Origin of the sequence: Kocuria sp. CPCC 204721 (assembly GCF_040980945.1) — a bacterium.
Taxonomy (GTDB): domain Bacteria; phylum Actinomycetota; class Actinomycetes; order Actinomycetales; family Micrococcaceae; genus Kocuria; species Kocuria marina.
Genome location: NZ_JAVKPO010000007.1, coordinates 57905 through 82874, shown reverse-complemented (window position 1 = coordinate 82874; position 24970 = coordinate 57905). Strand labels below are relative to the sequence as shown.

Here is a 24970-nt window from a genome sequence, read left to right as displayed (position 1 = left end):
ATGGAACACCGCGGCGGATCCGCACGGGCGCCGTCGCGCCGACCCTCCCATTGACCCGACCCTCCCGTTCCCGCGACCGAAAGGATCCCTCATGAGTGTCAAACCCCTTCCCGTGCCCCCGCTGGAGGAGACGCTGCAGCGGATGCTGAGCGCCGTCGAACCCCTCGTGGACGGCGCGGCGCTCGAGCGGACCCGGCGTGATGCGGAAGCGTTCCGGACCGGGGAGGGCCCGCGGCTACAAGCGGCACTCGAGGAGTTTGCCCGTGCGGAGGACGCCGAGGGGCGCAGTTGGTTGTCCCAGGAGTGGCTGGACGGATATCTGACCGTGCGCACACCCCTGCCGCTGACCACCAACGTGGGATTCCAGATCACGGGGGACTTCGGCGCCCCGGGGCTGGGCCGGGCGGCCGAACTCGTCTACCGGGCGGCGTGGGTGCATCTACGGCAGGTGCGCGGGGAGACCCCGCAGGAGGTGGACCCTCGCGGTAACGACGTGAGTATGTCCCAGTGGGAATGTCTCACGGGCGGGGTGCGGCATCCTCGCGCGGAACGGGACGAGATCCGCAGACCGGAGCGAGCGGCGTCGTCGGGGTCGGCCGAGGCAGCGGAGGAGATCGGCGTGATCCACCGCGGCCGGCTGTACGCGCTGACGATCAGCACCCAGGACCGGCAACCGCTGCCGCTGCGCACGGTGGCCGCGGGGCTGCGCGCGGTCGTGGAGCGGGACGAACCGCGGGAGACCGAGCTGCCGTTCGGGGCGCTGTCCTACCTGGGCAGTGAGACGGCCGCGCCCCTGTTGGAGAAGTTGACTTCGAACGAGCACAACGCGGAGATCTACGACCGGATCAGCCGCATGGTGTTCCTGGTCAATGTCGTGGGGGCACGGGCCGAGGTCGTGGAGCATCTGGAGCGCTGCGCGTTCGAGGTGGGGCAAGCGTGGGCCTACAAACCGATCACGTACGAGGTGTGCCTCGAGGATCCGTGGCTGGCCATGCACGTGGAACACAGCACCGTGGACGGGGCCACGATCCTGGCCGTCGCGGGAGCCATGCAGGACGTGACGATCCCGGACGAGGCCGCGCTGCCGGACGCCCCGCAACCCGCCGCGATTACGTGGGAGCTCGAGCCGCAGTTGCGTGACGAACTCGTGGCGCGGGTCGCCCAATACCGCACGGAGGCCGCGCTGCTGGGCGTGCACCGGGTGTTCGTGCCGCGGCTGCACCGCGCCGAACTCCCGTTCAGGATCAGCGACGACGCCGCTCAGCAATTCATCATGTTGCTCGCCCAGCTCGCGACGTACGGGACGGCGCGCGGTGTATATGAAGCGGTGGACATGCGTGAGTTCCAGGCGGGGCGCACCGAGTGCCTCCGCCCCGTGACCCCGCAGGCCACCGCGTTCGCCCGCGCCCTGCTCGCCGGTGAGGCGACCGAGGAGCTGTTCACGGAGGCCCTGGACGCACATCGTGGCTGGGTCAAGGCCTGCAAGAACGCCCGCGGTGTGGATCGCCACCTGCTGGGACTCGCCATGATGGCCCGGAAGACGGGGGAGCTGTCCGAGTTCTTCGACTCCCCGGGGATCGCGGCCATGCGCCACGACTTCCTGTCCACCACGTCCATCGGCGGTCCGGACCCGATCGTGCGCTACGCGTTCGCGCCCACCACACCCGAGGGCTTCGGTGTCACGTACACGACCCATACGGACGGCTACGAGTTCTGCGTGAACTACCGCCGGGACTCGAGTGAGGACCTGGAGGCCTTCGCGCACAATCTGACCGTGAGCGCGGAAACGTTCTGGGGATTCGTGAAGGGGCTGGCGGGGTGACGACGCCCGCGGAGCCGCCCACCGTTCGCACCACGTGCGCCATCGTCGGCGGCGGTCCGGCCGGCCTGGTGCTGGGTCTCCTACTGGCGCGTGCGGGTGTGGCGGTCACGGTGTTGGAGAAGCACGCGGACTTCCTCCGCGACTTCCGCGGGGACACCGTGCATCCCACCACTCTGGCCCTGCTCGACGATCTCGGTCTCGTCGATCGTTTCAAGGCCATTCCGCATTCCAGGGTCACCCACGTGGACCTCCCGGACCCCGAGGGCCGCCCGGTGCGCATGGTGGACTTCACCCGGTTGCCGGTGCGCCACCCCTACATCGCCATGGTCCCACAGTGGGATCTTCTGAACCTGCTCGCGGACGCGGCCGCCGCCGAATCCACGTTCTCGCTGCGCGCGGAGCACGAGGTCACCGGGGTGACGTGGGAGAAGGGGCGGGTGAGCGGCGTCGTCGTCGAATCGCCGGAAGGTACTGGACAGGTGGCGGCTGATCTCACGATCGCGTGCGACGGCCGCTGGTCCGTGATCCGCCGCGCCGTAGGGTTTCCGGCGCGGGAACGCGCCGTGGGCTTCGACGTCTGGTGGTACCGCTTGCCCACCGATCGCCGCGTGGGGGAGTCGCTGCTGCCGCGCTCGAACCGGGGGCGGGTGGCCATCGGCATCCCGCGCGACGGCTACATCCAGGTCGCGCAGCTGGGCCCCAAGGGTGCCGACGACGCCGTGCGCGCCCGCGGTCTCGACGCCTTCCGGGCCGACGCCGCGCAGCTCTTCCCGGAGGCGGCCGCCGGGGTGACCGGGATCGGGTCCACGGCGGACGTGAAGCACCTCGACGTGCGCCTGGACCGGCTGCGCCGCTGGCACGCCCCGGGGGTCCTGTGCATCGGGGACGCTGCACACGCGATGTCGCCGGTGGGCGGCGTCGGGATCAATCTGGCGGTGCAGGACGCGGTGGCTGCGGCCCGCATTCTGGCTCCGCTGCTGCGTTCTGACGGTGCATCCGGGCGGGCGGAGGCGCGTGCGTTGGCGCGGATCCAGCGACGCCGCATGGTGCCCACGGTGGTCATCCAGGGCATGCAGCGAATCCTGCACCCGGCACTGATCATGCCGGCGATCCGGGGCAGGGACCTGCGGCCGCCGTCGTGGGTCGTGAAGGTCGTGCGGCGGGTCCCGTGGCTCAGTGCGCTCCCGGCGTTGGCGGTGGGCGTAGGACCGCGGCCGGAGCGGGCGCCGCGCTGGGCACGACGCCCCTCCTGATCACCCACCCACGGCGGGGGCTTCCGGGACCTGCTCATCGGCACGGAACGAATGGATCCAGTCCAGGTCCCGGTCGAAGGCGTCCGGCGAGGCCAGGCGAGTGTTGCGTTCCCGGGCGCGAGCGCCGTCGGGCAGGTGGAGCATTTCACCCACGGTGACGGACGCGTCCACGATCTTGCGGGTACGGAAACGGCGACGCCGCTCGTACTCGGCACGCGCATGGTCCCAGTCGGTCGTACTGGAGAGTAGGTCGGATAGGACGATCGCGTCCTCGATGGACTGGTTCGCACCCCGGCCGTGGTGGGGGACGGCGGCGTCGACCTCCCGCAGGACAGCGGTCTGTTCGTAGATCCGGACGTGCAACCCCTTGCGCTGCAGATCGATGGCAAGGGTCAGACCGCCGATTCCCGCGCCGATGATGGCGATGCGCTGGGACATGTGAGCTCCTCCCGGGGTAACTGATCTTGAAACTACCCGGGGAAGGGGGCGCGCTGGTCCGGGGCGGGTGAGGTTACGGAGGGGGGTAGGGGAATGCCCTCTACATTCCTCGATCATCGGTGCTGGGGGCGCGAGGACGAAGTCGTATATTTATTTCCGATTCATCCTCTTCGCCCGCGTGTATCCGGGAAAATTTAAGGAAATCGCCGCTTCACCTGGGTGATGCAGTACGCGCCGGTGTTCCGGCGGGCCCCGGCCAGGAGAATCAAGCTCTCGGACTCGCCTCCGATTATTCCCGAATATAAAGAGAGTACACTGTTGCCCGCGAGAGGCGGCGACGTCATAATGGGGGGCACGTTAGGCCAGTTAAGACCATATTTCCAAGGGTGCGAAATCAATGCGCCACCTTATCGAATATCCATGCTGTTATTCCCGGCCCGCCACGGCATATATCCCTCACCGGGTGGTCGCCGGAAACATACAAGTAAGGTGGGGTGCTTATTAAGCCGTTAAATGATGGTACTTCCTTTCCCAGCCAGGAGTGCAAAATGATGCGTAAGACCGCTGCTACCGCTGCCCTGTCCCTCGCAATCCTCACCGGTGTGTCGGCCCCCGCCATCGCCGCCGAGGAGAGCCCGGCTCCCGCCACGAGCCAGCAGACCAACGACGACAACGGCAACGCCGGCCTGTGGGGTCTGCTCGGTCTCCTGGGTCTGGCCGGTCTGCTGAAGAAGAACAAGACCGTCCACAACGATCGCCACGTCGACCACACCACGGATCGTCGCCGCGACACCGGGACCAGCACCGTGCGCGACACCGGGACCACCAACGTGGACGGCACCACCCACCCGGGTCGCTGAGACCTCGTTCCGTAGGTTCTAGATCCAGGACCTGATGGCTGGGGCCCACTCATTCGTGAGTGGGCCCCAGTCCTGTATCCGTAACATCAACTGCAGTGGAACGCGCGCTGTCATGTCGTGGTGTTCACGACCGCGCCCTGAACGCCGCCAACACCCCGCCCACCGTGAACACCACGGTCGCGGCGAGCACCAACAGCAGGGGCGCCGTCCACGCCCCGGTCGCGGTGTTCAAACCCCCGGCCAGGGGTGGCCCGATCGTGGCCGCGAGGTAGCCGATGCCCTGCACCCGCGCGGACATCCTCGCCGCCTCGGCGGAGGAGCGGGCCACGCGGGCGACGATCGAGAAGATCGCCGTGAAACCGCCGCCCTGGGCCGCCCCGCCGATGAGCGACCACGCGATGAACCACCCCGGCGCGAGCATCAGGCCGATGGGTAGGGTGATCCACAGCGCTCCGATCAGTGCCACCGGAACCCACGCGGGCGCCCGTGCGGCCAGGAGGGGCACGCCGAACGCCCCGATGACGGCGGCCACCTGGAACAGCGACGCCGAGGCCCCGGAACTCGCCAAGCTCAACCCCCGCGTGTCCGCGAGCAGCGCGGGTAGCCACGCCGTCACCGAGTAGTAGGCCATGGCCTGCCCGCAGAACGCCAGCGCGAGCAACCAGCCGATGCGCCGCACATGTCCCGTCGCGTGAGCGGTGTCGGGTTCCGCTGGCGGCAGCATCTCCGCGGGGGCCTCTGAAGTTTCGGGGGCCGACGGCGTGTGGGGGTTGGGGGCCGCGCCGCGGCCGGGGGCGTCGGGGGACGACGACGTGTGGGCGGCTGAGGCGGCGTCGTCGCCGGGGCTGCCGGAGCGGCGTCGTGAAAGCAGGAGCCAGTAGCCGATGCCGGCGAGCGCCAGGACGCCCCAGGCCGTGAGGGCCCAGCGCCATCCCAGGGCGGCGGCGAGCGGCGCGGTCCCGAGCGCGGTGATCATGGACCCCACGTTGAGGGCCGCGGAGTAGGCGGCGGTGACGACGGAGACCTGGCGCCAGGGGATGTCGCGGCGGATGATGACCGGGATCACGATGTTGCCGATCGTGATCGACGCCCCGATGACCACGGTGCCCACCAACAGCAGGGGCGTGGAGCCGAGGGAACGGATGATGGTGCCCACTAGGACACCGATGAGGCAGAGCAGGACGGCGGCCTCGGGGCCCGCACGTCGGATGACCGCGGAGGCCGCCGGGGTGACCACGGCGAAGAGGAACACCGGGAGTCCCGTGAGCAGCCCCGCCGCGACCGACGAGAGGCCGATGTCCGCCTGGATGTTCGTGATCACGGGCGTGGGCGCGATGATGGGCCCGCGCAGGCTCAGCGCCACGAGGATGATCCCGGCCACCACCCACGGCAGCCGTGCTCGGATGAAGTGATGCGTGCTCGTGGGGACTCCTCGGTCGATGTGCGTCCCCAGCATCAATATCAGATGGCGCGGCGGCTCGGGGAACGGAACCGTTCCCCGAGCCGCACGAGGTTGCCGGAGGGGCTCACCCCCTCCGTGAACCCCTCACCCCTCCCGCTGCGCGAGAATGTCGTCGAGCGTCTCGCGCACGGCTTGGCGCGCTGCCACGCGGGAGCTGGCGGCGCGTTGCTGCTCGTGGTTGTCCGCGTCCTCGACGCGCTGCATCTCCTCCTGCTCCCGTTCCTTGGCCTTGTCGCGTGCGGATTCCAGGGCATCCCAGATGCTGTTTTCACTCATGCGTTTATTCGACCACTTGCCACGGGACGCGACAACCGTCTCGCGGCAGCGAATTTCGGACGGACCCCTTCCAGTCTTGAGCCCGCCGGAAAGCTCCGGTGTAGGACCCTGGTCACATAAATAATCGCGGCCACTGTTCCGGGTGCTCGTATGAGCGGGTCCCGGGGCAACGGCACCACTTCCCTGATCCAGAGGTTGTCATGTCCAGCACGACCGAAGGTCCCACGGAGTATCCCGCGGCCCGAGAACACGACCCCCCGCAAGGCCTGCAAAGCGCTGATCGGCGCCTACGTGGGCACGTCCCTCGAGTGGTACGACTTCTTCCTGTTCGGCCCCACCGCGTCCATCGTCTTCGCGCCCTTGTTCTTCGGCGGCGAGGACCCCGCGCTGGCCGTCCTGCGGTTCCTGCAGGGCATGGCGGTCCGCGGCGAATGGGGCGGCGCCACCCTGCTGGCCGTGGAGAACGCCCCTGAGCACAAGCGCGGTTTCTCCAGCGCGGTGGTGCAGCTGGGTTCGCCCACCGGCACCATCCTGTCCTCCATGATCGTGGCCGCCGTGGCCGCCGTGGTGGCCCTCGCGGACAAGACCTCCCCGTCCATCGTGGAGGCCGTCGGTTACGCGAACGCCGCGCTCGTCGCTTTCCCCATCTTCTGGCTCGTGGACACCCGGGACACCGCCCTGATTACCGTGGCCATGATCTTGGGACTCGGCTTCGCCTCCATCCCGTACGCCCCCGTGGGCACCGTCCTGACCCAGTTGTTCCCGGTCAAGGTCCGCTAGTCGGCCATCGCGCGCGCCCGCACCCCGGAGGGTGCACCCGTCGTGGATGCGGGTGGGCGTTACCTCATGCCGGGGCTTATCGAGTCCCACGGGCATCCCGGGGATGTATGCCTGCCTGGCCATGAAGGCGGGCTGCAGGCCGTCCGTGACACCGCGAGCGAGCGACGTCGTCAAAGCGATCCGCGAGGCCGCACAGGAAGCCGAGGCGTGGGAGTGGGTGCGTGGGTGGGGCTACGACGAGCACCTGATGGACGGGCCCGGACGACCTGCTGGCCGGGAAGCGTGTGGCCCTGGCCGACTTCTCCGCGTGGGGGATCACCACCGTCCACGGCATGAGCAGCGGCCCCCTGGAAGTGGGCGCCTACCAGCGGCTGCACACCGCAGAAGAGCTGACCACGCGCTTCCGGCCGTGGCCCCCATGGTTGGGCGTGCCCTGAGCAGTGGGCTGCGGGGGGCGATCCACGGGATCGGGGACCGCGCCGTGAGGCAAGTCTTGGACCTCATCGCGGCGTCCTCGACTGCGTTCGTGTAGGAGCTCGGGAATTCGCACATCAATAATTTGGGCCAGGAGCGCATGAACCGCGACGGTCGCATCGTGCACCGGGGCGGGTGTAGCGCCGTTCCGGTCTGTCATGCGGTGACGGCGTGGCGTTCCAGTGCCGACGCCGCATCCGCACGTCATTCGCGAGCCCGCACCAAAGCCTGAGGCACGCCGAGGTTACCTCACGGGGTCGAACATGGCCTCGGCGTGCCTGAGAACTACCAGCGGTGGGCGTTACAGTGCCCGGCCCGTCACTTCACCGTACCCTTGGGCTGCGGCGGGGTGGTGCCCTGCCCCGTGAAGTAGGCGATCACGCGCCCGTCGGCCTCCAGGACGACGTCGCAGATCTGATTCCTGCCGAAGCTCACCCGGCGCGTGGCGATCGCGGTGATCACCTGGCCGCTGTGCGCGGGAGCCGTGAACGTGATCTCGGCGTTGCGCGTGAGGATGGGGGAGCCGGCGGTCGCGCAACAGTACGCGAGCGTGGTGTCCGCCAGGGTGAACAGGTATCCGCCGTGGCAGACACCGTGGCCGTTGGCCATGAAGTCGGACACGGTCATGGACATGGTCACTCGGCCCTGTTCGATCTCACCGAGGTCCATGCCCAGGTGCAGGGGTGCGGGATCGTTGCGCAGGATCTCGTGCAGGAGTTCACGGATGGCGGTCATGTCGGTGGGGTCTGCGTACACGGTCACCCTTCGGTGCAGGGCCTGGCCGGGCCTGGAGGACCACTCCCGGGGACGGGGTGGGGCGATACGAGAACACTCTAGAGTGCGGCCACCACTGGGCGGGCGCGTCCGATTTCCGACAGGCTGGCAACGGCTCCCGCGTCCCGTCGGTGCCGTCCAATGACCAGGAAGGGGTGGCACGTGAGCCGTGTCCAGGAAGTCAAGGTCCAACGGCCCTTCCGCGCCGTCGAATCGGCCATCGGGAGCCAGGACCTGCCGGAGGTGGCACGCTTGCTCGCGGAGCTCACGGTGGGGGAGGTCGTGGACCTGTTGGAGCGGCTGGGAGTGCGCCAGCGCGCCGTCGCCTACCGGATGCTGGCCAAGGACCGCGCGGTGACCGTGTTCGAACGTCTCGACGCGCCGCTGCAGCGCGAACTCGTGACGGGACTGCGGGACGAGGAGGTCGCGGGCGTCGTCGAGTCCCTGGACACCGACGACCGCGTGAGTCTGCTGGACGAACTGCCTGCGGCCCTGGCCACCCGGCTGTTGAAGGGATTACCGCTCTCCGAGCGCGAGCTCACCGCGGCGGTGCTCGGCTACCCGGAGAACTCGATCGGGCGGCGGATGAACCCCTCGTACGTCACGACCCACCCGGATCTGACGTGCGCCGAAAGTCTGGAGCGGGTGCGCGGGGAGTTGGAACGCACGCGCAACGTGTACACGGTTATGGTCACGGACCCGCAGCGGCGGCTCATGGGCGTGACCAGCCTGCAGCGACTCATGGCAGCCCCTCCGGACACCCTCGTCTCACAAGTCATGGAGGAGGCGGACCGGGTATCCGCGACGGAACCCCGGGAGCGGGCGGCGCGCCAGTGCGCGGCCCTGCGGGTGCTCAGCCTGCCCGTCGTGGACGACGAGGACCGCCTGGTGGGCGTGCTCACCGTGGACGACGCCCTGAACATTCTCGAGGACGCCGAGTCCGAGGACCAGGCGCGGCTCAGCGGTTCCGAGCCGTTACGCAGGCCGTACCTGTCCACCCCCGTGTTCCGGCTCGTGCGCTCGCGCGTGGTGTGGTTGTTGGTGCTCGCGGTCAGCGCCGTGCTCACCGTACGGGTGTTGGAGGCGTTCGAGTCCACCCTGGAACAGCTCGTGGTGCTGTCCGTGTTCATCCCGCTGCTTACGGGCACCGGCGGCAACACGGGTAACCAGGCGGCGACATCCCTGACCCGCGCGCTCGCCCTGGGGGACGTGCACACCCGGGACGTCGTCAAGGTCATGCTGCGCGAGATGCGCGTGGGACTGTGTCTGGGGCTGTTGTTGGGCGGACTGGGATTCGTGATCGTGGGGTTGATCTACGGGTGGGACATCGGCGCGGTGATCGGGCTGACATTGCTGGCCCTGTGCACGTTGGCCGCCACCGTGGGGGGGGATGTATGCCATTGATCGCACGCGCCATCGGGGCGGACCCGGCCGTGTTCTCCAACCCGTTCATCTCCACGTTCGTGGATGCCGCCGGGCTCGTGGTCTACTTCCTGATCGCCCGGGCGATGCTGGGGCTGGCCTAGAGCGGGAGCACCCCCAGGTCGGAGCCATTCACCCCGGTGCCCGGAGCGCCCTGCAACACCGCAGTGGTCAAGCCCTCCGAGTACACCCCGCTGTCCGTGCTGGGCCTGATCCACGTGCTCAACCAGGTGCTCCCGGCGGACGTCCTGCACGTGGTGCCCGGCGGCGGCGAGGTGGACAAGGCGCTGTCCGAACACGACGGTGTGGACAAGATCATGTTCACCGGCTCCACCAAGACCGGCCAGGCGATCATGCGCTCGGCCGCGGACGGGCTCGCACGACTGACCCTTGAGCTCGGGGGCAACGATGCCGGTGTGGTGCTGCCGGACGTGGACCCGCAGGCCATTGCCGGGGACCTGTTCTGGGGTGCGTTCATCAACACGGGCCAGACGTGTGCCGCGCTCACGCGCCTCTACGTCCACGAGGACGTTTACGACTCCGTGTACGAGGCGCTCGTCGGCGTGGCGCAGCAGATGCCCATGGGCAATGGCCGTGAGGAACAGAACGTCCTGGGCCCGCTGCAGAACAAGCTGCAGTACAGCAACCCGTTGGTGGGCCAGGAGCAGAAGGGCTGCGGCAACTCCTCCGGCGACCCTTCTGAAAGCCTTCCTCGGGAATGGTGTGCGGGGGAAGGATGTTGTGGGTACTGACTAAGTATCAACAGCTTTCGACGAAGGGAAACATATGCCCACCCTGTTCGACCCGATCACCGTAGGAAAGTTCGAGCTCGCGAATCGTGTGGCCATGGCGCCGCTGACCCGGATGCGTTCCGACGCGGACGGCGTACCCAAGGACATGAACGTCGAGTACTACTCGCAGCGGGCGTCCGCGGGCCTCGTGGTCACGGAGGGGACGTTCCCGGCCGTGACGAGCCGCGGGTTCTGGGGTCAGGCCGGCATCGAGACCGCCGAGCAGGCCCAGGGCTGGTCCCGGGTGGCGGACGCCGTACACGAGAAGGGCGGCGTGATCTTCCTGCAGATCATGAACGCCGGGCGGGTCTCCCACCCCGAACTCACCGGCGGCCCCCTGCCCGAGGCCCCCAGCGCGATCGGTGTGGACCAGGCGGTGCACGTGCCCAGCGGCAAGCAGCCCATGCCCACGCCCCGTGCCCTGGAGACCGACGAGCTGCCCCGCATCAAGCAGGAGTTCGTCGCCGCGGCCCGCCGCGCGGTGGACGCCGGGATCGACGGCGTGGAGATCCACGGCGCCAACGGCTACATCCTCCACGAGTTCCTCGCCCCGTCCTCCAACCACCGCACCGACGAGTACGGCGGCTCCCCGCAGAACCGGGCACGGTTCGTGATCGAGGTGGCGCGCGCCGTCGCCGAGGAGATCGGCGGGCAGCGCGTGGGGCTGCGGATCTCGCCCGAGCACAACGTCCAGGGCGCGATCGAGGACGACCACGACGACGTCGTGGCCACCTATGACGCGTTGCTCACCGGTCTGCGCGGACTCGACCTCGCGTACCTGTCCGTGCTGCACAAGGACGTGGACGGGGAGTTCGTGCGGGACCTGCGCCGTGGCTTCGAGGGTGTGTTCTACCTCAACAGCGGCTTCAGCGTGGTCACCGAACTCGAGGAGGCGGAGCACATCATGAGCGCCGATCTCGCGGACGGCGTGGTGGTGGGCCGCGAGCTCATTGCCAACCCGGACCTGGTGGAGCGCTGGCGTGACGGGCTGGAGCTGAACACCCCGGACTCCACGACCTTTTACGTGGGCGGACCCAAGGGGTACGTGGACTACCCGTTCGCGAATGTGGCGGCCCGGTAGGCACGGGTTCCTTCAGGAGGGTGGCAGCCGTCTGGACGGACGGCTGCCACCCTCCTGCGTTTCTTGGGTCGTGACTGGCGCCTCAGCCCGGGGACCCTCGGGCGAGCGGCTGACCCCCTGCTTTAGCTGAGCACATGTCGATTCGCGGGGGGTGATGCTGCTTTTGCTCCACTTCGCATTCCTCGACTACGTCAACCGCACAAAATAGCTGACCCTTGATCGGCCCCAACAACCGCTCGGGCTCGACGAATTGCCCTGTCATCAGCCTCGGCGCCACGTCGCGGCGGTGACCGAAGTGATCGGCGTCAGACCCGAGCGTTCGAGGATGGGCCGGAAATACTCCGTGCAGTCGACGTGGACGAAGCGCTTGCCTCGGACCTGGGCCGACCTGGCGCGCTGGGCCACGAGGGTGCAGTAGAGACCGCGGCCCGATGGCCCCCGGGTAGCATCGAGGTGTCGTCAGGGGATTATCCGCGCGTGTGGTCGGGTGCGCGGCGTCGGTCGTACCCAGGAGAATCCGTGAGCACTCGCCCACCCGCCGTCCCCGAACCCGCCCGGGACTCACCGTCCCTCTCAGCTGCGGGCGGATGGCCCTTCCTCATCACCGCGCTGGTTGGCAGGCTCCCCGCCGCCACGGTGCAATTGGGTCTGTTGCTGTATGTGAGCGGGGCCGGTTTGGGCCTGGGGCTCGCGGGGATCACCGTGGCCGCCGCGGGACTGGGTTCCGCCGTGGGCGCGCCCGTGATCGGGCGGTTGGTGGATCGCTTCGGACCCCTGCCCGTGGTGCTCGCGGCCACCGTGGTGCAACTGCTCGGGATGGGATTGTTGCTCGCCGTGGTCCTTCACGACGCGCCCCGGTCACTGATCCTGGTGTGCGCCGCGGTGGTCGGCGCCGCGAACCCCCAGGTGGGAGCCATCGCGAGGGCCCGCTGGTCCGCCCTGGCCAGGCGCCGGGACACCCCCGGCCTGGTGGGCAAGGCCCTGGGGTACGAGACCGCGTGCGACGAGATCAGCTTCATCCTGGGGCCCGTGATCGCCGGGATCCTGGTGGGTGTACTCGGCCCGAATCCGGCGCTCTTGGTGCTCATGACGTGGGTCGTGGCGGGTCAGGGGTGTTTCATCGCCTATCTGGTGAGCCGCCGCGGCATGAGGGTGGACACGCAGACGCCCACCCCCACCGACGGCACCGCCCCACGGATCCGCCTGAAGGCCGTCCTCCCGCCCATGCTCGCGTGCCTGTGCGTGGGCACGGTCTTCGGCTCCACGCAGACCGCACTCACCGCGATCAACGCGGCCCGAGGGACCGATGCCTACACGGGCATCATCTACGGCTTCATGGGGCTGGGCAGCGCCGTGGCGAGCGTGCTGGTGTCCCGGTTCCCGGAGCGCGTGCCGCTCGCATGGCGCGTGGCCGGCGGAGCACTTCTCGTGGTGCTGGTGTCCGTCCTGCTGCTGCCGGTCCCCGGCTCGGTGGGTCTGGCGTTGCTGTTCACGGTGATCGGCCTGGGCGTCGGCTCTATCCTGGCCAGCGCCTACACGCGCGGTGAGCGCGTGGCCCCGTCCCACCGGATCGCGAGCGTCATGACCATGCTCACGACCTGCCTGGTCCTGGGGGTCTCCTTCGGCTCGGCACTGGGCGGGGTCCTGTCGGTCGTGCCGCGGCACGGGTTCCTGCTCACCCTCGGGGCCGGGGTGGCCGCCCTGCTGGTCTCGGTCGCCATCCACGCGACCCGCCCGCCCGGACGCCGCCGGGACGTCTGAGGACGGGGCCGCGCGGCGTCGTCGTCCCCGTGCTCGGACGACGACGCTGCGCAGCCTTCGCGACCCGCCGCACCTGACGGCGGGCAGACGGAAGGCGCGACCGGGGAGCTCCCGACCGCGCCTTCCACGGAATGGCAGTGCGATGACCAGAGCCCGGAATCAGCGGCCCGCGGCGTTGCGCTTGTCCAGTGCCACGACCTCGAGAGCCTCCGTGCGGCTGGTGTGCAGGTCGTCGATGTTGCGCAGCGAACGGGACTTGGTCTCCTTGGCCGTGAGTGCGGCGATCACCGAGATCAGACCGGCGGCGCAAACCACGAGCGCCACGTTGAGCCAGGCGTCGCCCTCGGCGCCGGCCACGGCGGTGGCCAGGAAGGGGGTCACGCCGCCGGAGATCGCGAAGCCGATCTGCGTGCCCAGCGCGAGCCCGGAGACGCGCACCCGGGTGGGGAACATCTCGGCGTAGAAGGACGGCCAGATGCCGTTGGCCATGGAGTAGAACACGCCGGAGAGCACCGCACCCAGGAGGAAGATCAGGACCCAGTTACCGGAGGACACCGCGCCCAGATAGGGGAACATGAGCAGCGAGGAACCGATCACACCCATCACGAAGATGGGCTTGCGGCCCACCCGGTCCGCGAGCAGCGCCCACGCGGGGATGGTGAACAGGGCCACGAAGTTGGCAAGCACGGACACCCACAGCATGGTGGAGCGTTCCAGGCCCACGACCGAGGTCGCGAAGGACAGGGACCACACCAGGAACACCACGTTGACGGTGTTGATCAGCGCGGCGGCGGCGATCCGGATCACGGCGGCCTTGTGGTACTTGAGCATCAGGGCCAGCGGGGTCGCGGGCTTCTCGCCGGGGGTCTCGGCCTGGGCGTCCTCGAAGGCGGGCGGCTCCTCCAGGTGGCGGCGGATCAGGTAGGCGACCAGGACCACCACGGCGGAGATCCAGAACGGGACGCGCCAGCCCCAGCTGAACAGCTGCTCCTCGCTCAGCAGCAGGGTGAACGGGATGAACACGGCGGTGGCCAGCAGGGTGCCGAACTGCGTCCCCTGCAGGGTCCACGAGGTGGTGAACGCACGGTGGCGGTCGTCGGCGTGCTCCAGGGACACCGAGATGGCACTGGCCTGCTCACCCGAGGCGGACAGGCCCTGGATCACGCGGCACAGCACGAGCAGGGCGGGTGCCAACAGGCCCACCTGGTCGTACGTGGGCAGGCACCCGACCAAGAACGTGGCGCCGCCCATCATGAAAAGGGTCAGCATCAGGACGAACTTGCGTCCCATCCGGTCACCGAGCGGGCCCATGATGAGCGCCCCCAGCGGCCGCACTACGTAGGCCACGCCCACGGTGCCCATGGCCAACAGGATGGCCACACCCGGGGACGCGTCCTTGGGGAAGAACAAGTGGTTGAGCACGAGCGCCGCCGCGGTGCCGTACACCGCGAAGTCGTAGTACTCGAGCGCGGAGCCGATCCAGCTGGCCAGCGCCGCCTTCTTGGGGGTCTTGACGTTCTCGGGGCGTGCGTCGGTCAGTTGTCCCGACGACGACGCCGACGCCGCCGGGGCCGGCGGGTGGATCGGCTGATCCGGTCCTGGGGTCGTGCTCATGAGCGGGTCCTTCCGTGGGGCGTCATCGCGTGAGCAATTGCCAAATAATGAAAATCACTTCCGAATACTTGAAACCAAGAATGGTGTGGGTCACACTGTTCGTCAAGTGATCGAGAAAAATGTCCGTTAGCGAATCAGGAGTTGAGCGTGAGCCCCAGTGCATCGCAGCCGCGCGTCGCGGCGTCGGCGGCCCAGGAACCGGCCCAGGAACCGGAGCAGGAATCCGGCCGGGAACCGGAGCGAGAAGGCGACCGGGAACCGGGTCGGGAGTCCGGGGAGGGTGGGGCCGGTGGCCGGTCCCGGGCCGCTGACCGTTCGGGAACCGTGCGCAAGGGGCTCGCGCTGCTCGAGATGCTGGCCGAGTACCCCCACGGGGCGACCGCCGGGCAACTCGTGGCGGACTCCGGCTACGCGTTCAGCACGTGTTACCGCTTGCTGAGCACCCTCGTGGACGCCGGGTACGCGGAGTACGAGCCCGCGACCAAGCAGTACCGGTTGGGTCTGCTGCTCTTCGCGATGGGACAGAAGGCGGCCACGGCCAGGGGTTACGCCGGCACCGCGCTGCCCGTCATGCGGGAGGTCGTGGAGGCGACCGGTGAGAGCTGTCTGCTGGCCGTGCTGGACGGGGACCGTTTCCTCACCGTGCACACCGTGGACGGCCCGCACCACCGCATCACCACGGACCCGGGGGACCGGGGGGAGCTGCACACCTCCGCACTCGGCCGGGTGCTGCTGGCTTTCACCGCACCGGACGTCCGCGAGGACCTCGTGGCGTCCCTCGACCTCAGCGCGCGCACGGAGCGCTCGCGCACCGACCGCGAGCGCTTGCGCGCGATCCTCACGCAGGTCCGGGAGCAGGGGTGGGCCCTGCAGGACCAGGAGCACGACGACGGCATGGCCGCCCTGGCCGTGCCCGTCATGTCCCCAGGTGCTCCCCTCCAGGCGGCGCTCGCGCTCGCCGCGCCCGTACACCGGTGCGATCCCACTGAGCTCATCCAGAACGTCCCCCTGTTGCGGGAGGCCGCGGACCGACTCGCGGTGGTGCTTCCGCAGCGCAGCTGATGTTCGGGTCCGGGCTCCCTGGGCCCTGAATTCGCACCTCTTGACCACGGCACACACTCCCCGGAAGGAGTCCCATGTCCACTCGCAACGAGTCCTACCTGGTGGGTTTGATCGGCGACGGCATCACCCAGAGCCTCACCCCGCCCATGCACGAGGTCGAAGCGGACCGGCACGGTCTGCGCTACCTCTACCGCCCCGTGGACCTGGGGGTGATCGGACGCCCCGGCACGAGTGTGGGGGACCTCTTGCGGGCCGGGCGTGATCTGGGGTTCAACGCCTTCAACATCACGCACCCGTGCAAGCAGCTCGTGCTCGAGCACCTGGACGAGATCGATCCGCGCGCCGAGGCCATCCAGGCCGTGAACACGGTGCTCATCCGGGAAGGAAAGTTCATCGGGTACAACACGGACTGCTCGGGGTTCACCACCGGATTCGGGCACGGTCTGCCCGGCGTGACCGTGGGGTCCGTGGTGCAGTTCGGTTCCGGCGGGGCGGGGTCCGCGGTGGCCGAGGCCCTGCTGTCCCTGGGTGCGCAGCGGCTGTGTCTCGTGGACGTGGACGTGGCCCGCGCCGCCGAGCGAGCGAGCGAACTCGCCGCCCGCTACCCGGACGCGGTGGTGGAAGCCGTCACGGCCGAACGGGCCACGGAGCACATCGCGGCGGCCGACGGCGTGGTCAACGCGACCCCGGTGGGGATGCACCACCACCCCGGGACGCCTTTCGACGTGGGTCTGTTGCGACCGGAGCACTGGGTCGCGGACGTGATCTACCTTCCGCTCGAGACGCCCCTGGTACGGGCGGCGCGGGCTCTCGGGTGCTCGGTGCTGGACGGTGGACACATGGCCGTGGGGCAAGCAGTAGATGCGTTTGCATTGATCACGGGGGTTGCCCCGGACAGTGCCCGCATGCGCCGGCACTTCCTGGAGCTCACCGGCCAGGGCGACGACGCCGTTACCATCCCCGCGTCCGCTCCCGAGGGTGAGCGCAACCACGAGAAACAGGAGGGTGTCCTGTGAGGACCAGTATCGCCACGGTGTGCTTGTCCGGAACCCTCGAGGAGAAGATGCGGGCGGCGGCCTCCGCCGGGTTCGACGGGATCGAGGTCTTCGAGCCGGACCTGGTGGTCTCGCCGTCGTCGCCCGAACAACTCCGAGAGCTCGCAGCGGAGCTGGGGCTCTCCCTGGACATGTACCAGCCGTTCCGCGACGGCGTGGAGGTGGCCCCGGAGGCGTTCCCGGATTCCCTGCGCCAACTGCGCGCCAAGTGCGAACTCATGAACCGGCTGGGCACCACGGTGCTGCTCGTGTGCTCGAACGTGGCTACCGGTGTTCTGGACGACGACCAGGCGATCGCTGAGCAGCTGCGGACCGCGGGCGACGTCGCCGACGAATACGGGATCGACCTGGCCTACGAGGCTCTCGCGTGGGGCGCGCACGTCAACGACTGGCGCCACGCACACCGGATCGTGGAACTCGCGGACCACCCCCGGGTCGGGACGTGCCTGGACAGCTTCCACATCTTCTCCCGCGGGGACACCGTGGCCGGGGTGGAAAAGTGCGACCCGGACAAGATCTTCTTCGTGCAGCTCGCGGACGCGCCCCTGCTCCAACAGGACGTGCTCTCGTGGTCGCGCCACCACCGGGTCTTCCCGGGTGAGGGGGACTTCGACCTGGTGGACCTGCTGGGCCGCCTGCACGAGTGCGGGTACGCCGGGCCCGTGTCCCTGGAGATCTTCAACGACTCGTTCCGGCAGGCGGACGTCTACCGCACGGCCGTGGACGGGTTGCGGTCCCTGCGCTGGCTCGAGGACCAGACCGCGGACGCCGTGCGCGACGCCGGCGGGGAACCCGAGCGCGAGCCGCTCGTGCTCACCGATCTGCCCGCTCCGCAGACCCCCGACGACTGGGACTTCGTGGAGCTGCGCACCCGGGAGCTCGGGCGCGTGACCCGGTTGCTACATCAGCTGGGGTTCTCCCTGGCCGGGCACCACCGCTCCAAGGACTCGGTCCAGGCGTGGACGCAGGGGCCGGTGCGGATCGTGGTCTCGGAGGACCCGGGGGCCACCGTGCAGCCCACGCGGCTCGCGGCTCTCGGCTTCCAGGTCGCGGATCCCGACCTCGCCGCGTACCGCGCGGAACGCCTGCTCGCCCGGGCCGTGGATCGCGCCCAGCAGCCGGACGAGACCGTGCTGCACGGCGTGCTCGCGCCGGACGGGACGGAGTTATTCTTCGGCCCGCACGGCAACCATGGGGTGCCCCCGTGGCTCGGGGAGTTCGGCGCGGACCAGGACGACGCGGCGTCGGGCGCCCTGATCACGGGCGTGGACCACGTGAACCTGGCCCAGCCGTGGCAGCACTACGACGAGGCGGTGCTGTTCCTGACGTCCCTGCTGAACCTGCATCCCACGTCCTCGCAAGAGGTCGCGGGGCCGTCCGGACTCGTGCGCTCGCAGGTCATGCGCTCGGAGGGCAACACCGTGCGGATCCCCCTCAACGTGGCGCCCATGGCCGCGGAGCAGGGCGCCTTCACGGGCGCGGCCTACCCGGAGCACGTGGCGCTCGCGTGCTCGGACGTCGTCGCGGTGGCACGCCGGGCACGACGCAGCGGGCTCGCCTTCCTGCCCGTGCCGCGCAACTACTACGAGGACCTCGTGGCCCGCTTCGATCTGGATCCTGAGTTCGTGGCCGAGCTCGAATCCCACGGGCTGCTCTACGACCGGGACGAGCACGGGGAGTTCCTGCACTTCTACACGGCCACGCTGGGCGAGGTGTTCGTGGAGGTCGTGGAACGCCGCGGCGGCTACGAGGGCTTCGGCGCCCCCAATGCTCCCGTCCGGTTGGCCGCGCAGTACCGGGAGTTCGGGGGCTGAGCCCGGTCGGTGGCCTGTGAGAGCATGCCGCGCCATGATGGGGCCATGGATACGCCGGAGATGGAACCCACCGCGGAGCCGCCGAGGCAGCACGGGTCAAGGGGTGCGTCGGATCCCGTGCTGTCCCGGCTGGCCCGGGAGGAACCCCTGACATGGTGGAATCCCGCGGTGGACAGCGCCCGGGGGCTGGCGGCTTCCGGGGTGGACCCGGCCTTGGTCGACGACGCCGCGGCGCGCCTCGAGCGGTTCCGGCCCTGGATTGCGGCGACCTTCCCCGAGACCGCGCCCGCGCGGGGGCTCATCGAGTCGCCATTGGACGAGGCCGGCGAGTGGCAGCGCGTGAGCGGTATCCGGACGGGGCGGGTCCTGCTCAAACGTGACGACATCCTCCCCGTGAGCGGTTCCATCAAGGCCCGTGGCGGGGTGCACGAGGTCCTGCAGTACGCCGAGACGCTCGCGGTGCGCCACGGCCTGCTGCCGGAACCACCGCGGCCCGGACCGGACTACACCGTGTTCGGGGCCGAGCCCTTCCGCCGGCTCATGCGGGAGCACCGCGTGGTCGTGGGTTCCACGGGAAACCTGGGGCTGTCCATCGGGATCATCGCCGCGGCGCTCGAGCTGCGGGCCACGGTGCACATGTCCGTACACGCGCAACAGTGGAAGAAGGATCTGCTGCGCTCGCGGGGAGTGGAGGTCGTGGAACACAGCACCGACTACACGGAAGCCGTCGCGGCGGGGCGTGTGGCCGCCGAGGCGGACGAGTCGGTGCACTTCGTGGACGACGAACACTCGCTGAGCCTGTTCGCGGGGTACGCCGTGGCGGGGGCGCGGGTGGCCCGGCAATTACATGACCTGGGTATCGCGGTGGACACTGAGCATCCCCTGTTCGTGTACCTCCCGTGCGGCATCGGGGGAGCCCCGGGCGGCGTGGCGTACGGATTGAAACGGGAATTCGGGGATGCAGTGCACTGTGTGTTCGTGGAACCCACCCGGGCGCCGTGCATGCTGTTGGGCGTGTACACGGGTCGTCATGACGGGATCTCGGTCGCCGAGCTGGGATTGGACACCCGCACGGTGGCGGACGGGCTCGCGGTGGGGCGGGCCTCCGGCTTCGTGGGCCGTGCCATGGAAGGACTGCTCGCCGGTTACGTCACGTGCACGGACGAGGCCATGTTGTCGCAGGTCAGAAGCCTGTATGGCGCAGAGGGCATGGTGGTGGAACCCTCGGCCGCCGCGGCCCTGCACGCCCTGCGGCGCGTCGCCCGCGAGGGAGCGGGGGAGAGCCCGATCAAGATCTCCGACGGGGCCACCCATCTGGCCTGGCTCACCGGTGGTGGCATGCTCCCGGATCACGTGCGGGCGGGATACCTCGCAGGACGCTCCGACAACCGACGTTCTAGGGACCGACGCCCCCACTATCGATCCCTCAAGGACTGACGTACGCAGACCTGGCAGGGAGGTGATGAGAGCCTCCTCATCAGAAGATGCACACAGTGCAATTACTGCCGTACGATGGATCACGTGTTGACCACGTTGCTGTCCGGATGCGCCGACGACCGTTCGGGTAAGCCTCGATCAGGGGAGCCCAAGGACAAGCGCGAAGCCATCCGGCTGCGCAATCGGCGGGCCATCATCGCGGCCGCGGGTGAACTGGCCACCGAGCTGGGCACCGACCGCGTGACCGTCAACGAGTTGGCCGCGCGGGCGGGGGTCTCCCGCCGGACCATCTTCAACCACTTCCCCTCGGCCCAGGACGCGGTGTTCGAGTACCTCTCGGAACTCGTGGCAGGGCTGATCGACGGGGTGCTGCGGGATCTCCCGGAGCCGATGACGCCGAAGGGCACGACAGCGGCGACCTCGGACGTTTCCCTGGGGGACGTCTACCGGCAGTTGATCGGATCGCTGCGCACCCACACCCTGATCGAGGAACTCCAACCGGTGTTCTCCATGGACCTGCAGGACACCCCCGCGGCCTCGCTGTGGGGATTCAGGGTGACCCGCACCGCCGTGGACCGCTTGAACGAGGTGCTGCGCGAACGACTGCCGCAGCACTCGTCCTTCGAGACGCACTTGGTGGCCACCACGCTCATCAACTCGTTCGCTGAGTGCCTCGACGAATGGGTTGCGCGCACCGGGGGCGAGCTGGACGAGCGGGGCCGCCGGATCTGGGACGAACTGTTGACCACCGCACTCGGCGTCCTGGGGCGGGGCTTCGATTCCTGATGCCGCGCACCGATCCGAAACCCTGACCAGCACCACCGGCGAGCCCCCGACGCCGGGGCCCGAGACCGCAGACCGGCGCCGCGGCGTCGTCGACAACCGCACAGCACCCATGGACCGATCAGCCGCCGCCCCGCGCGACGCACCCACCAGAGAACTTCCGATTCAGTAGGAGAATCCCGTGGCACGACTTCTGTACAGGCTGGGCAAGAGCGCAGCCTCCCACGCGTGGGCGGTGATCTTGGTATGGCTCGCGGTGCTTGCGTTGGCCGTGGGCGGGGTCGCCATGTCGGGTGTGAACCTGAGCAACGCCATCACGATCCCGGGCACCGAGACCCAGAACCTCGCGGACCGGCTCAAGGACGAACTCCCGGAGGCGAACCAGGGTACCGGGCGCGTCGTGTTCTTCACGGAGGACGGCTCCGAGTTCACGCAGGCCCAGAAGGACGGCATCGCCGAGGCTCTGAAGGCCACCGAGGACGTGGACCAGGTGGCCTCCACGAGCAACCCGTTCCAGACGCAGCAACAGCTGGACGACGGTCGGCAGCAGTTGCGGGACGGCCGCCAGCAGCTCGAGCAGGGCGAGCAAGCACTCGCACAGCTGCGCCAGAACCTGCCGCCGGGCGTGAGCGAACAGCGCATCCTGCAGCAACGCGGGATCGACCCGCAGCAGATCGCCCAGCAGAAGGCCCAGCTCGAAGAGGGTGAACGGGCCATGGAACGCATGGGTGACTACCGCGTGGTCTCCCGGGACGGCAACTCCGCGATCAGCGTGGTGAGCTTCTCGGTGGACCAGACCTCCGTGGAATCGGACACCAAGAGCGCAGTGATGGACGCCATCAAGGACCACCCCGTGGACGGCGTGGACGCCGAGTTCTCCCAGGAGCTCGCGCAGGACATCTCTTCCCTGGTGGGTCCGGCGGAGATCGTGGGCGTGATCATCGCGGCCCTGGTGCTGCTGATCATGTTGCGCGCCGTGGTCCCCGCGGCGCTGCCCGTGCTGACCGCGCTGTTGGGCGTGGCCATCGCCACGAGTGCCACCCTCGCGTTCTCCGGCGTGATCGACATGATGTCCGTGACGCCCATGCTCGGCGTCATGCTGGGCCTGGCCGTGGGCATCGACTACTCCCTGTTCGTGCTCAACCGGCACCGGCAGCAGTTGCGACGAGGTATGCCCATGCGGGAATCCATCGGGATGGCCGTGGGCACCTCCGGAACCGCCGTGTTCTTCGCGGCGCTGACCGTGATCGTGGCCCTAGTGGCTCTGAACGTCACGGCGATCCCGTTCCTGGGACTCATGGGCACCGTGGCCGGTGTGGCCGTGGCGGTCGCCCTGCTGTTGACCCTGACACTCACCCCTGCCCTGCTCTCACTCGCCGGACGGCGTGTGCTGCCCAAGAAGGTGCGCGACGCCGCGCCCCGCCAGGAGAACATCGACGAGCACGACGTCCCCCTGCACCTGCGCCACCCCTGGATCACCACCCTGGCGTGCGCGGCCGTGCTCATCGTGCTCGCACTGCCGGCCCAGACCATGCGTCTGGGTCTACCGGACGCGTCCACCGAACCCCAGGACAGCACCCAGTACCAGGCCTACCAGCGCATCGCGGACGACTTCGGCGCGGGTGAGAACGGACCGCTCGCGGTGGTCGTGGACCTTCCCGAGGGTCTCAGTGACGCCGAGGCCACGGACAAGATGAACACCGTGGCGGACCGGCTGGCGCAGAAGGACGACGTCGCCAACGTCCTCCCGGGCGTGACCACGGACGACAACACCACCGGCGTGATCCAGGTGATCCCCTCCTCGGGCCCCGCGGACGCCGCGACCGAGGAACTCGTCAACAACATCCGTGACCTCAACGGCGACCTCCAGGCCAGCGAGGACGTCCACGTGGGCGTGGCCGGCACCACCGCGGCGAACATCGACGTCTCCCATTTGCTGGGGGAGAAACTGCCCCTCTACCTGGGCGTCGTGCTGATCATCTCGCTGTTGTTGCTGCTCATGGTCTTCCGCTCCATCCTGGTCCCGGTGATCGCCACGCTGGGCTTCCTGCTCTCCGTGCTCGCGGCCTTCGGTGCCGTGGTGGCCGTGTACCAGTGGGGTTGGGGTGGCGCCGTGTTCGGCGTGCACGATCCCGGGCCCATCCTCAGCTTCCTGCCCACGCTGATGATCGGCATCTTGTTCGGCCTGGCCATGGACTATCAGTTGTTCCTGGTCTCCGGGATGCGCGAGGCCTACGCCCATGGGCACCCCGCGCGCCAGGCCGTGGTCTACGGCTTCAAGGCGGGCCGCTCCGTGGTCACCGCCGCGGCGATCATCATGATCTCCGTGTTCGCGGGCTTCATCTTCGCGGACATGGCCATGGTCCGGCCCATCGGCTTCGCACTCGCGATCGGCGTTCTCCTGGACGCGTTCGTGGTGCGCATGCTCCTGATCCCCGCGGTCATGCGTTTGCTGGGCGAGAAGGCCTGGTGGCTCCCGCGCTGGCTGGACAAGATCCTCCCGCACGTGGACGTCGAAGGTGAGTCCCTCGCCGTGCAGGGTGCCGGGCAGTCCGGCACGGTCTTCGAGGGCGACGCCGCCGGGTCCGCCCCCGTCACCGGTCGCCATCGCGCGGTGTCCGGGAAGCGCCGGGGGGATTCCGGTCACGGGCAGCACGTCGGGACCGCCGCCGCCGTGGCCACCGCGGGTGCGGCCGGCGCAGCGGGTGCGGCCGGTGTTTCCGGTCGGACGACGTCGCACGGTCACCGTGCCGGGGCCGGCGAGCGGACCCACGGTCACGTCGGGAACCACCGCACCGCGGCCGATCACCGTGCCACCGACCACCGGGGAACTGCGCACCGCTCGACCGGGCAGCACCGTACCGCCGGGGCCCCCGTCGGTCCCATGGCCGACGACGATCAGCACCGCGGCGAGACCGCGGGCGCTGCCGAGAACGGCGGCTCCCGCGAGGACGCCGCAACGCCCGGGACCACCGGGGCCCAGCGGCGTCGTGGTCGGCACGCGGCGGCCTCCACGAGCACGTGCATCGCCGAGGACCGGGCCGCGAAGCCGGCTGCGGACGTGATCGTGCGTGCCGCGGACCCGGTGCTGCGCGCCACGAACCAGGCGCTGCGGGTGCTCCCGGACGTACTGGATTCCGAGGAGAAGCTGCTCGAGTCCCTGGCCGTGCGTGGCGAGGAAGCGGCACCGCACAAGGCGATGCACAAGCGCGCGAGCTTCGAGAAGGTCATGGTGGCCGGGTACCCGGTCATCGTCGCGCGGCCCAAGGCGGCCCTCACCCGGGCGGACGCCCCGGTGGTCGTGCACTGGTACGGTGGCGCATACGTGAACCCCATGACCACGGTGCACTGGCGCTGGATCGACGCCCTGATGCAGCGCACCGGGGCCACCGTGGTGGTGCCGGGCTACGGACTCGCCCCCGATCACACGGTGGACGAGGCGCTCGAACTCGCCGATGGCGTGTGGGACCTGGCCCGTTCGTTCGGCCCGCGGGTCTTCCTGTCGGGCGATTCCGCCGGCGGTGGTCTGGCGCTGGCCCAGGCCATGCGACTGCGGGACGCGGACGATTTCGGCGTGGCGGGTCTGATCCTCATGGCCCCGTGGGTGGACACCACGGTGACGAACCCCCAGATCGAGGCGTACCGGGACGCGGACCACATGCTCGGTACCGACGGCGCCCGGGCCGCCGCGCGCTGGTGGGCCGGCACCCGGGACGTCACCGACCCCATGGTGAGCCCCGCGTTCGGCGACGTGCGCGGACTGCCCCGCACGTTCGTGCTGCAGGGTGACCGGGACATGCTCTACCCGGACACCATGGAGTTCGTGGCCGAGCTGGTGCGCGCGAACGTGGACACCACCGCGGTGGTGTGCGAGGGCGGACCGCACGTGTACGCGCTCATGGTCTGGTCCTCCCGCGCGTCCGAGGACCTCGACCACGTGGTGCGGTGGATGAACCGCTGACCCCGCCGTGAACATGACTGTGCCCCGCAGGGTGACCTGCGGGGCACAGT

The 24970-nt window shown here is 69.3% G+C and carries 20 protein-coding genes and 1 pseudogene; 16 read left to right on the top strand and 5 right to left on the bottom strand.

The features are described from left to right. Positions 1-91 precede the first annotated feature (91 nt). Together RF637_RS08410 and RF637_RS08405 are read left to right on the top strand one after the other, a co-directional pair. Positions 92-1822 carry a choline/carnitine O-acyltransferase gene (locus tag RF637_RS08410; RefSeq protein WP_144932879.1) on the top strand — a complete coding sequence of 577 codons (1731 nt, stop codon included), beginning with the start codon at positions 92-94 and terminating at the stop codon, positions 1820-1822. Then, positions 1819-3075: an FAD-dependent oxidoreductase gene (locus RF637_RS08405; RefSeq protein WP_368844587.1), complete on the top strand. Its 1257-nt coding sequence runs from the start codon at positions 1819-1821 to the stop codon at positions 3073-3075. The genes RF637_RS08410 and RF637_RS08405 overlap by 4 nt, the downstream gene beginning before the upstream one ends. On the opposite strand, the gene RF637_RS08400 is transcribed toward RF637_RS08405, so the two are convergent. Further along, positions 3076-3513, bottom strand: a complete 438-nt coding sequence (locus RF637_RS08400) for an NAD(P)-binding protein (protein ID WP_144932883.1) — start codon at positions 3511-3513, stop codon at positions 3076-3078. A gap of 548 nt (positions 3514-4061) precedes the next feature. Between RF637_RS08400 and RF637_RS08395 the strand changes: the two genes are divergently transcribed. Then, entirely contained in the window at positions 4062-4373 is a 312-nt protein-coding gene (locus tag RF637_RS08395; protein WP_312795808.1) for a WGxxGxxG family protein, read from the top strand. Positions 4374-4497: 124 nt separating this feature from the next. Here the strand turns inward: RF637_RS08395 and RF637_RS08390 are convergent, their stop codons facing one another. Together RF637_RS08390 and RF637_RS08385 are read right to left on the bottom strand one after the other, a co-directional pair. After that, positions 4498-5829: a CynX/NimT family MFS transporter gene (locus RF637_RS08390; RefSeq protein ID WP_368844586.1), complete on the bottom strand. Its 1332-nt coding sequence runs from the start codon at positions 5827-5829 to the stop codon at positions 4498-4500. Positions 5830-5919: 90 nt separating this feature from the next. Beyond that, complete coding sequence (locus RF637_RS08385; RefSeq protein ID WP_035965649.1) at positions 5920-6111, bottom strand: hypothetical protein; 192 nt, start codon at positions 6109-6111, stop codon at positions 5920-5922. Between the two features lie 150 nt (positions 6112-6261). Between RF637_RS08385 and RF637_RS08380 the strand changes: the two genes are divergently transcribed. Continuing rightward, entirely contained in the window at positions 6262-6891 is a 630-nt protein-coding gene (locus tag RF637_RS08380; RefSeq protein ID WP_368844585.1) for an MFS transporter, read from the top strand. Positions 6892-7175: 284 nt separating this feature from the next. Beyond that, positions 7176-7328 carry a hypothetical protein gene (locus RF637_RS08375; RefSeq protein WP_165489830.1) on the top strand — a complete coding sequence of 51 codons (153 nt, stop codon included), beginning with the start codon at positions 7176-7178 and terminating at the stop codon, positions 7326-7328. A gap of 355 nt (positions 7329-7683) precedes the next feature. Here RF637_RS08375 and RF637_RS08370 read toward each other — a convergent pair whose 3' ends face one another. Further along, complete coding sequence (locus RF637_RS08370; RefSeq protein ID WP_064846888.1) at positions 7684-8121, bottom strand: PaaI family thioesterase; 438 nt, start codon at positions 8119-8121, stop codon at positions 7684-7686. Between the two features lie 180 nt (positions 8122-8301). On the opposite strand from RF637_RS08370, the gene mgtE reads away from it, so the two are divergent. The 5 genes and pseudogenes from mgtE to RF637_RS08345 all read left to right on the top strand — a co-directional run bounded on the left by mgtE (position 8302) and on the right by RF637_RS08345 (position 13194). Then, the gene (mgtE, locus tag RF637_RS08365) at positions 8302-9543 is read left to right on the top strand and encodes a magnesium transporter (RefSeq protein WP_368844584.1); all 1242 of its coding nucleotides are present in this window, start codon (positions 8302-8304) and stop codon (positions 9541-9543) included. Continuing rightward, the gene (locus RF637_RS08360) at positions 9534-9665 is read left to right on the top strand and encodes a magnesium transporter (RefSeq protein WP_259462906.1); all 132 of its coding nucleotides are present in this window, start codon (positions 9534-9536) and stop codon (positions 9663-9665) included. The genes mgtE and RF637_RS08360 overlap by 10 nt, the downstream gene beginning before the upstream one ends. A 54-nt stretch (positions 9666-9719) precedes the next feature. Next, a pseudogene (locus RF637_RS08355) lies at positions 9720-10202 on the top strand (aldehyde dehydrogenase family protein); the annotation flags it as partial. Positions 10203-10347: 145 nt separating this feature from the next. Beyond that, a complete protein-coding gene (locus RF637_RS08350; protein ID WP_085106860.1) occupies positions 10348-11433 on the top strand; it encodes an alkene reductase in 1086 nt (361 codons plus the stop codon). Between the two features lie 519 nt (positions 11434-11952). Next, complete coding sequence (locus RF637_RS08345; protein ID WP_085106859.1) at positions 11953-13194, top strand: MFS transporter; 1242 nt, start codon at positions 11953-11955, stop codon at positions 13192-13194. A 159-nt stretch (positions 13195-13353) separates the two neighbouring features. Here RF637_RS08345 and RF637_RS08340 read toward each other — a convergent pair whose 3' ends face one another. Then, positions 13354-14808: an MFS transporter gene (locus RF637_RS08340; RefSeq protein WP_085106858.1), complete on the bottom strand. Its 1455-nt coding sequence runs from the start codon at positions 14806-14808 to the stop codon at positions 13354-13356. A gap of 147 nt (positions 14809-14955) precedes the next feature. Here RF637_RS08340 and RF637_RS08335 point away from each other — a divergent pair, with 147 nt between their 5' ends. From RF637_RS08335 to RF637_RS08310, 6 genes are all read left to right on the top strand, one after another. After that, positions 14956-15870, top strand: a complete 915-nt coding sequence (locus tag RF637_RS08335) for an IclR family transcriptional regulator (protein ID WP_368844583.1) — start codon at positions 14956-14958, stop codon at positions 15868-15870. Positions 15871-15944: 74 nt separating this feature from the next. Next, on the top strand, positions 15945-16886 hold the full coding sequence (locus RF637_RS08330; protein ID WP_368844582.1) for a shikimate dehydrogenase: 942 nt from the start codon (positions 15945-15947) through the stop codon (positions 16884-16886). After that, positions 16883-18739: a bifunctional sugar phosphate isomerase/epimerase/4-hydroxyphenylpyruvate dioxygenase family protein gene (locus RF637_RS08325; RefSeq protein WP_368844581.1), complete on the top strand. Its 1857-nt coding sequence runs from the start codon at positions 16883-16885 to the stop codon at positions 18737-18739. The genes RF637_RS08330 and RF637_RS08325 overlap by 4 nt, the downstream gene beginning before the upstream one ends. A gap of 45 nt (positions 18740-18784) precedes the next feature. Then, positions 18785-20176, top strand: coding sequence for a D-serine ammonia-lyase (locus RF637_RS08320; protein WP_368844580.1), 1392 nt, complete (start codon positions 18785-18787; stop codon positions 20174-20176). An 84-nt stretch (positions 20177-20260) separates the two neighbouring features. After that, positions 20261-20962: a TetR/AcrR family transcriptional regulator gene (locus RF637_RS08315; protein ID WP_368844579.1), complete on the top strand. Its 702-nt coding sequence runs from the start codon at positions 20261-20263 to the stop codon at positions 20960-20962. Positions 20963-21140: 178 nt separating this feature from the next. After that, complete coding sequence (locus tag RF637_RS08310) at positions 21141-24920, top strand: MMPL family transporter (RefSeq protein ID WP_368844578.1); 3780 nt, start codon at positions 21141-21143, stop codon at positions 24918-24920. Positions 24921-24970 lie beyond the last annotated feature (50 nt).

Coding starts and splice junctions, on each gene's coding strand:
- RF637_RS08385 (WP_035965649.1), bottom strand. CDS start 6,111: ATGAGTGAAAACAGCATCTGGGATGCCCTGGAATCCGCACGCGACAAG.
- RF637_RS08350 (WP_085106860.1), top strand. CDS start 10,348: ATGCCCACCCTGTTCGACCCGATCACCGTAGGAAAGTTCGAGCTCGCG.
- RF637_RS08395 (WP_312795808.1), top strand. CDS start 4,062: ATGATGCGTAAGACCGCTGCTACCGCTGCCCTGTCCCTCGCAATCCTC.
- RF637_RS08410 (WP_144932879.1), top strand. CDS start 92: ATGAGTGTCAAACCCCTTCCCGTGCCCCCGCTGGAGGAGACGCTGCAG.
- RF637_RS08380 (WP_368844585.1), top strand. CDS start 6,262: ATGAGCGGGTCCCGGGGCAACGGCACCACTTCCCTGATCCAGAGGTTG.
- RF637_RS08400 (WP_144932883.1), bottom strand. CDS start 3,513: ATGTCCCAGCGCATCGCCATCATCGGCGCGGGAATCGGCGGTCTGACC.
- RF637_RS08330 (WP_368844582.1), top strand. CDS start 15,945: ATGTCCACTCGCAACGAGTCCTACCTGGTGGGTTTGATCGGCGACGGC.
- RF637_RS08390 (WP_368844586.1), bottom strand. CDS start 5,829: ATGCTGGGGACGCACATCGACCGAGGAGTCCCCACGAGCACGCATCAC.
- RF637_RS08320 (WP_368844580.1), top strand. CDS start 18,785: ATGGATACGCCGGAGATGGAACCCACCGCGGAGCCGCCGAGGCAGCAC.
- RF637_RS08340 (WP_085106858.1), bottom strand. CDS start 14,808: ATGAGCACGACCCCAGGACCGGATCAGCCGATCCACCCGCCGGCCCCG.
- RF637_RS08360 (WP_259462906.1), top strand. CDS start 9,534: ATGCCATTGATCGCACGCGCCATCGGGGCGGACCCGGCCGTGTTCTCC.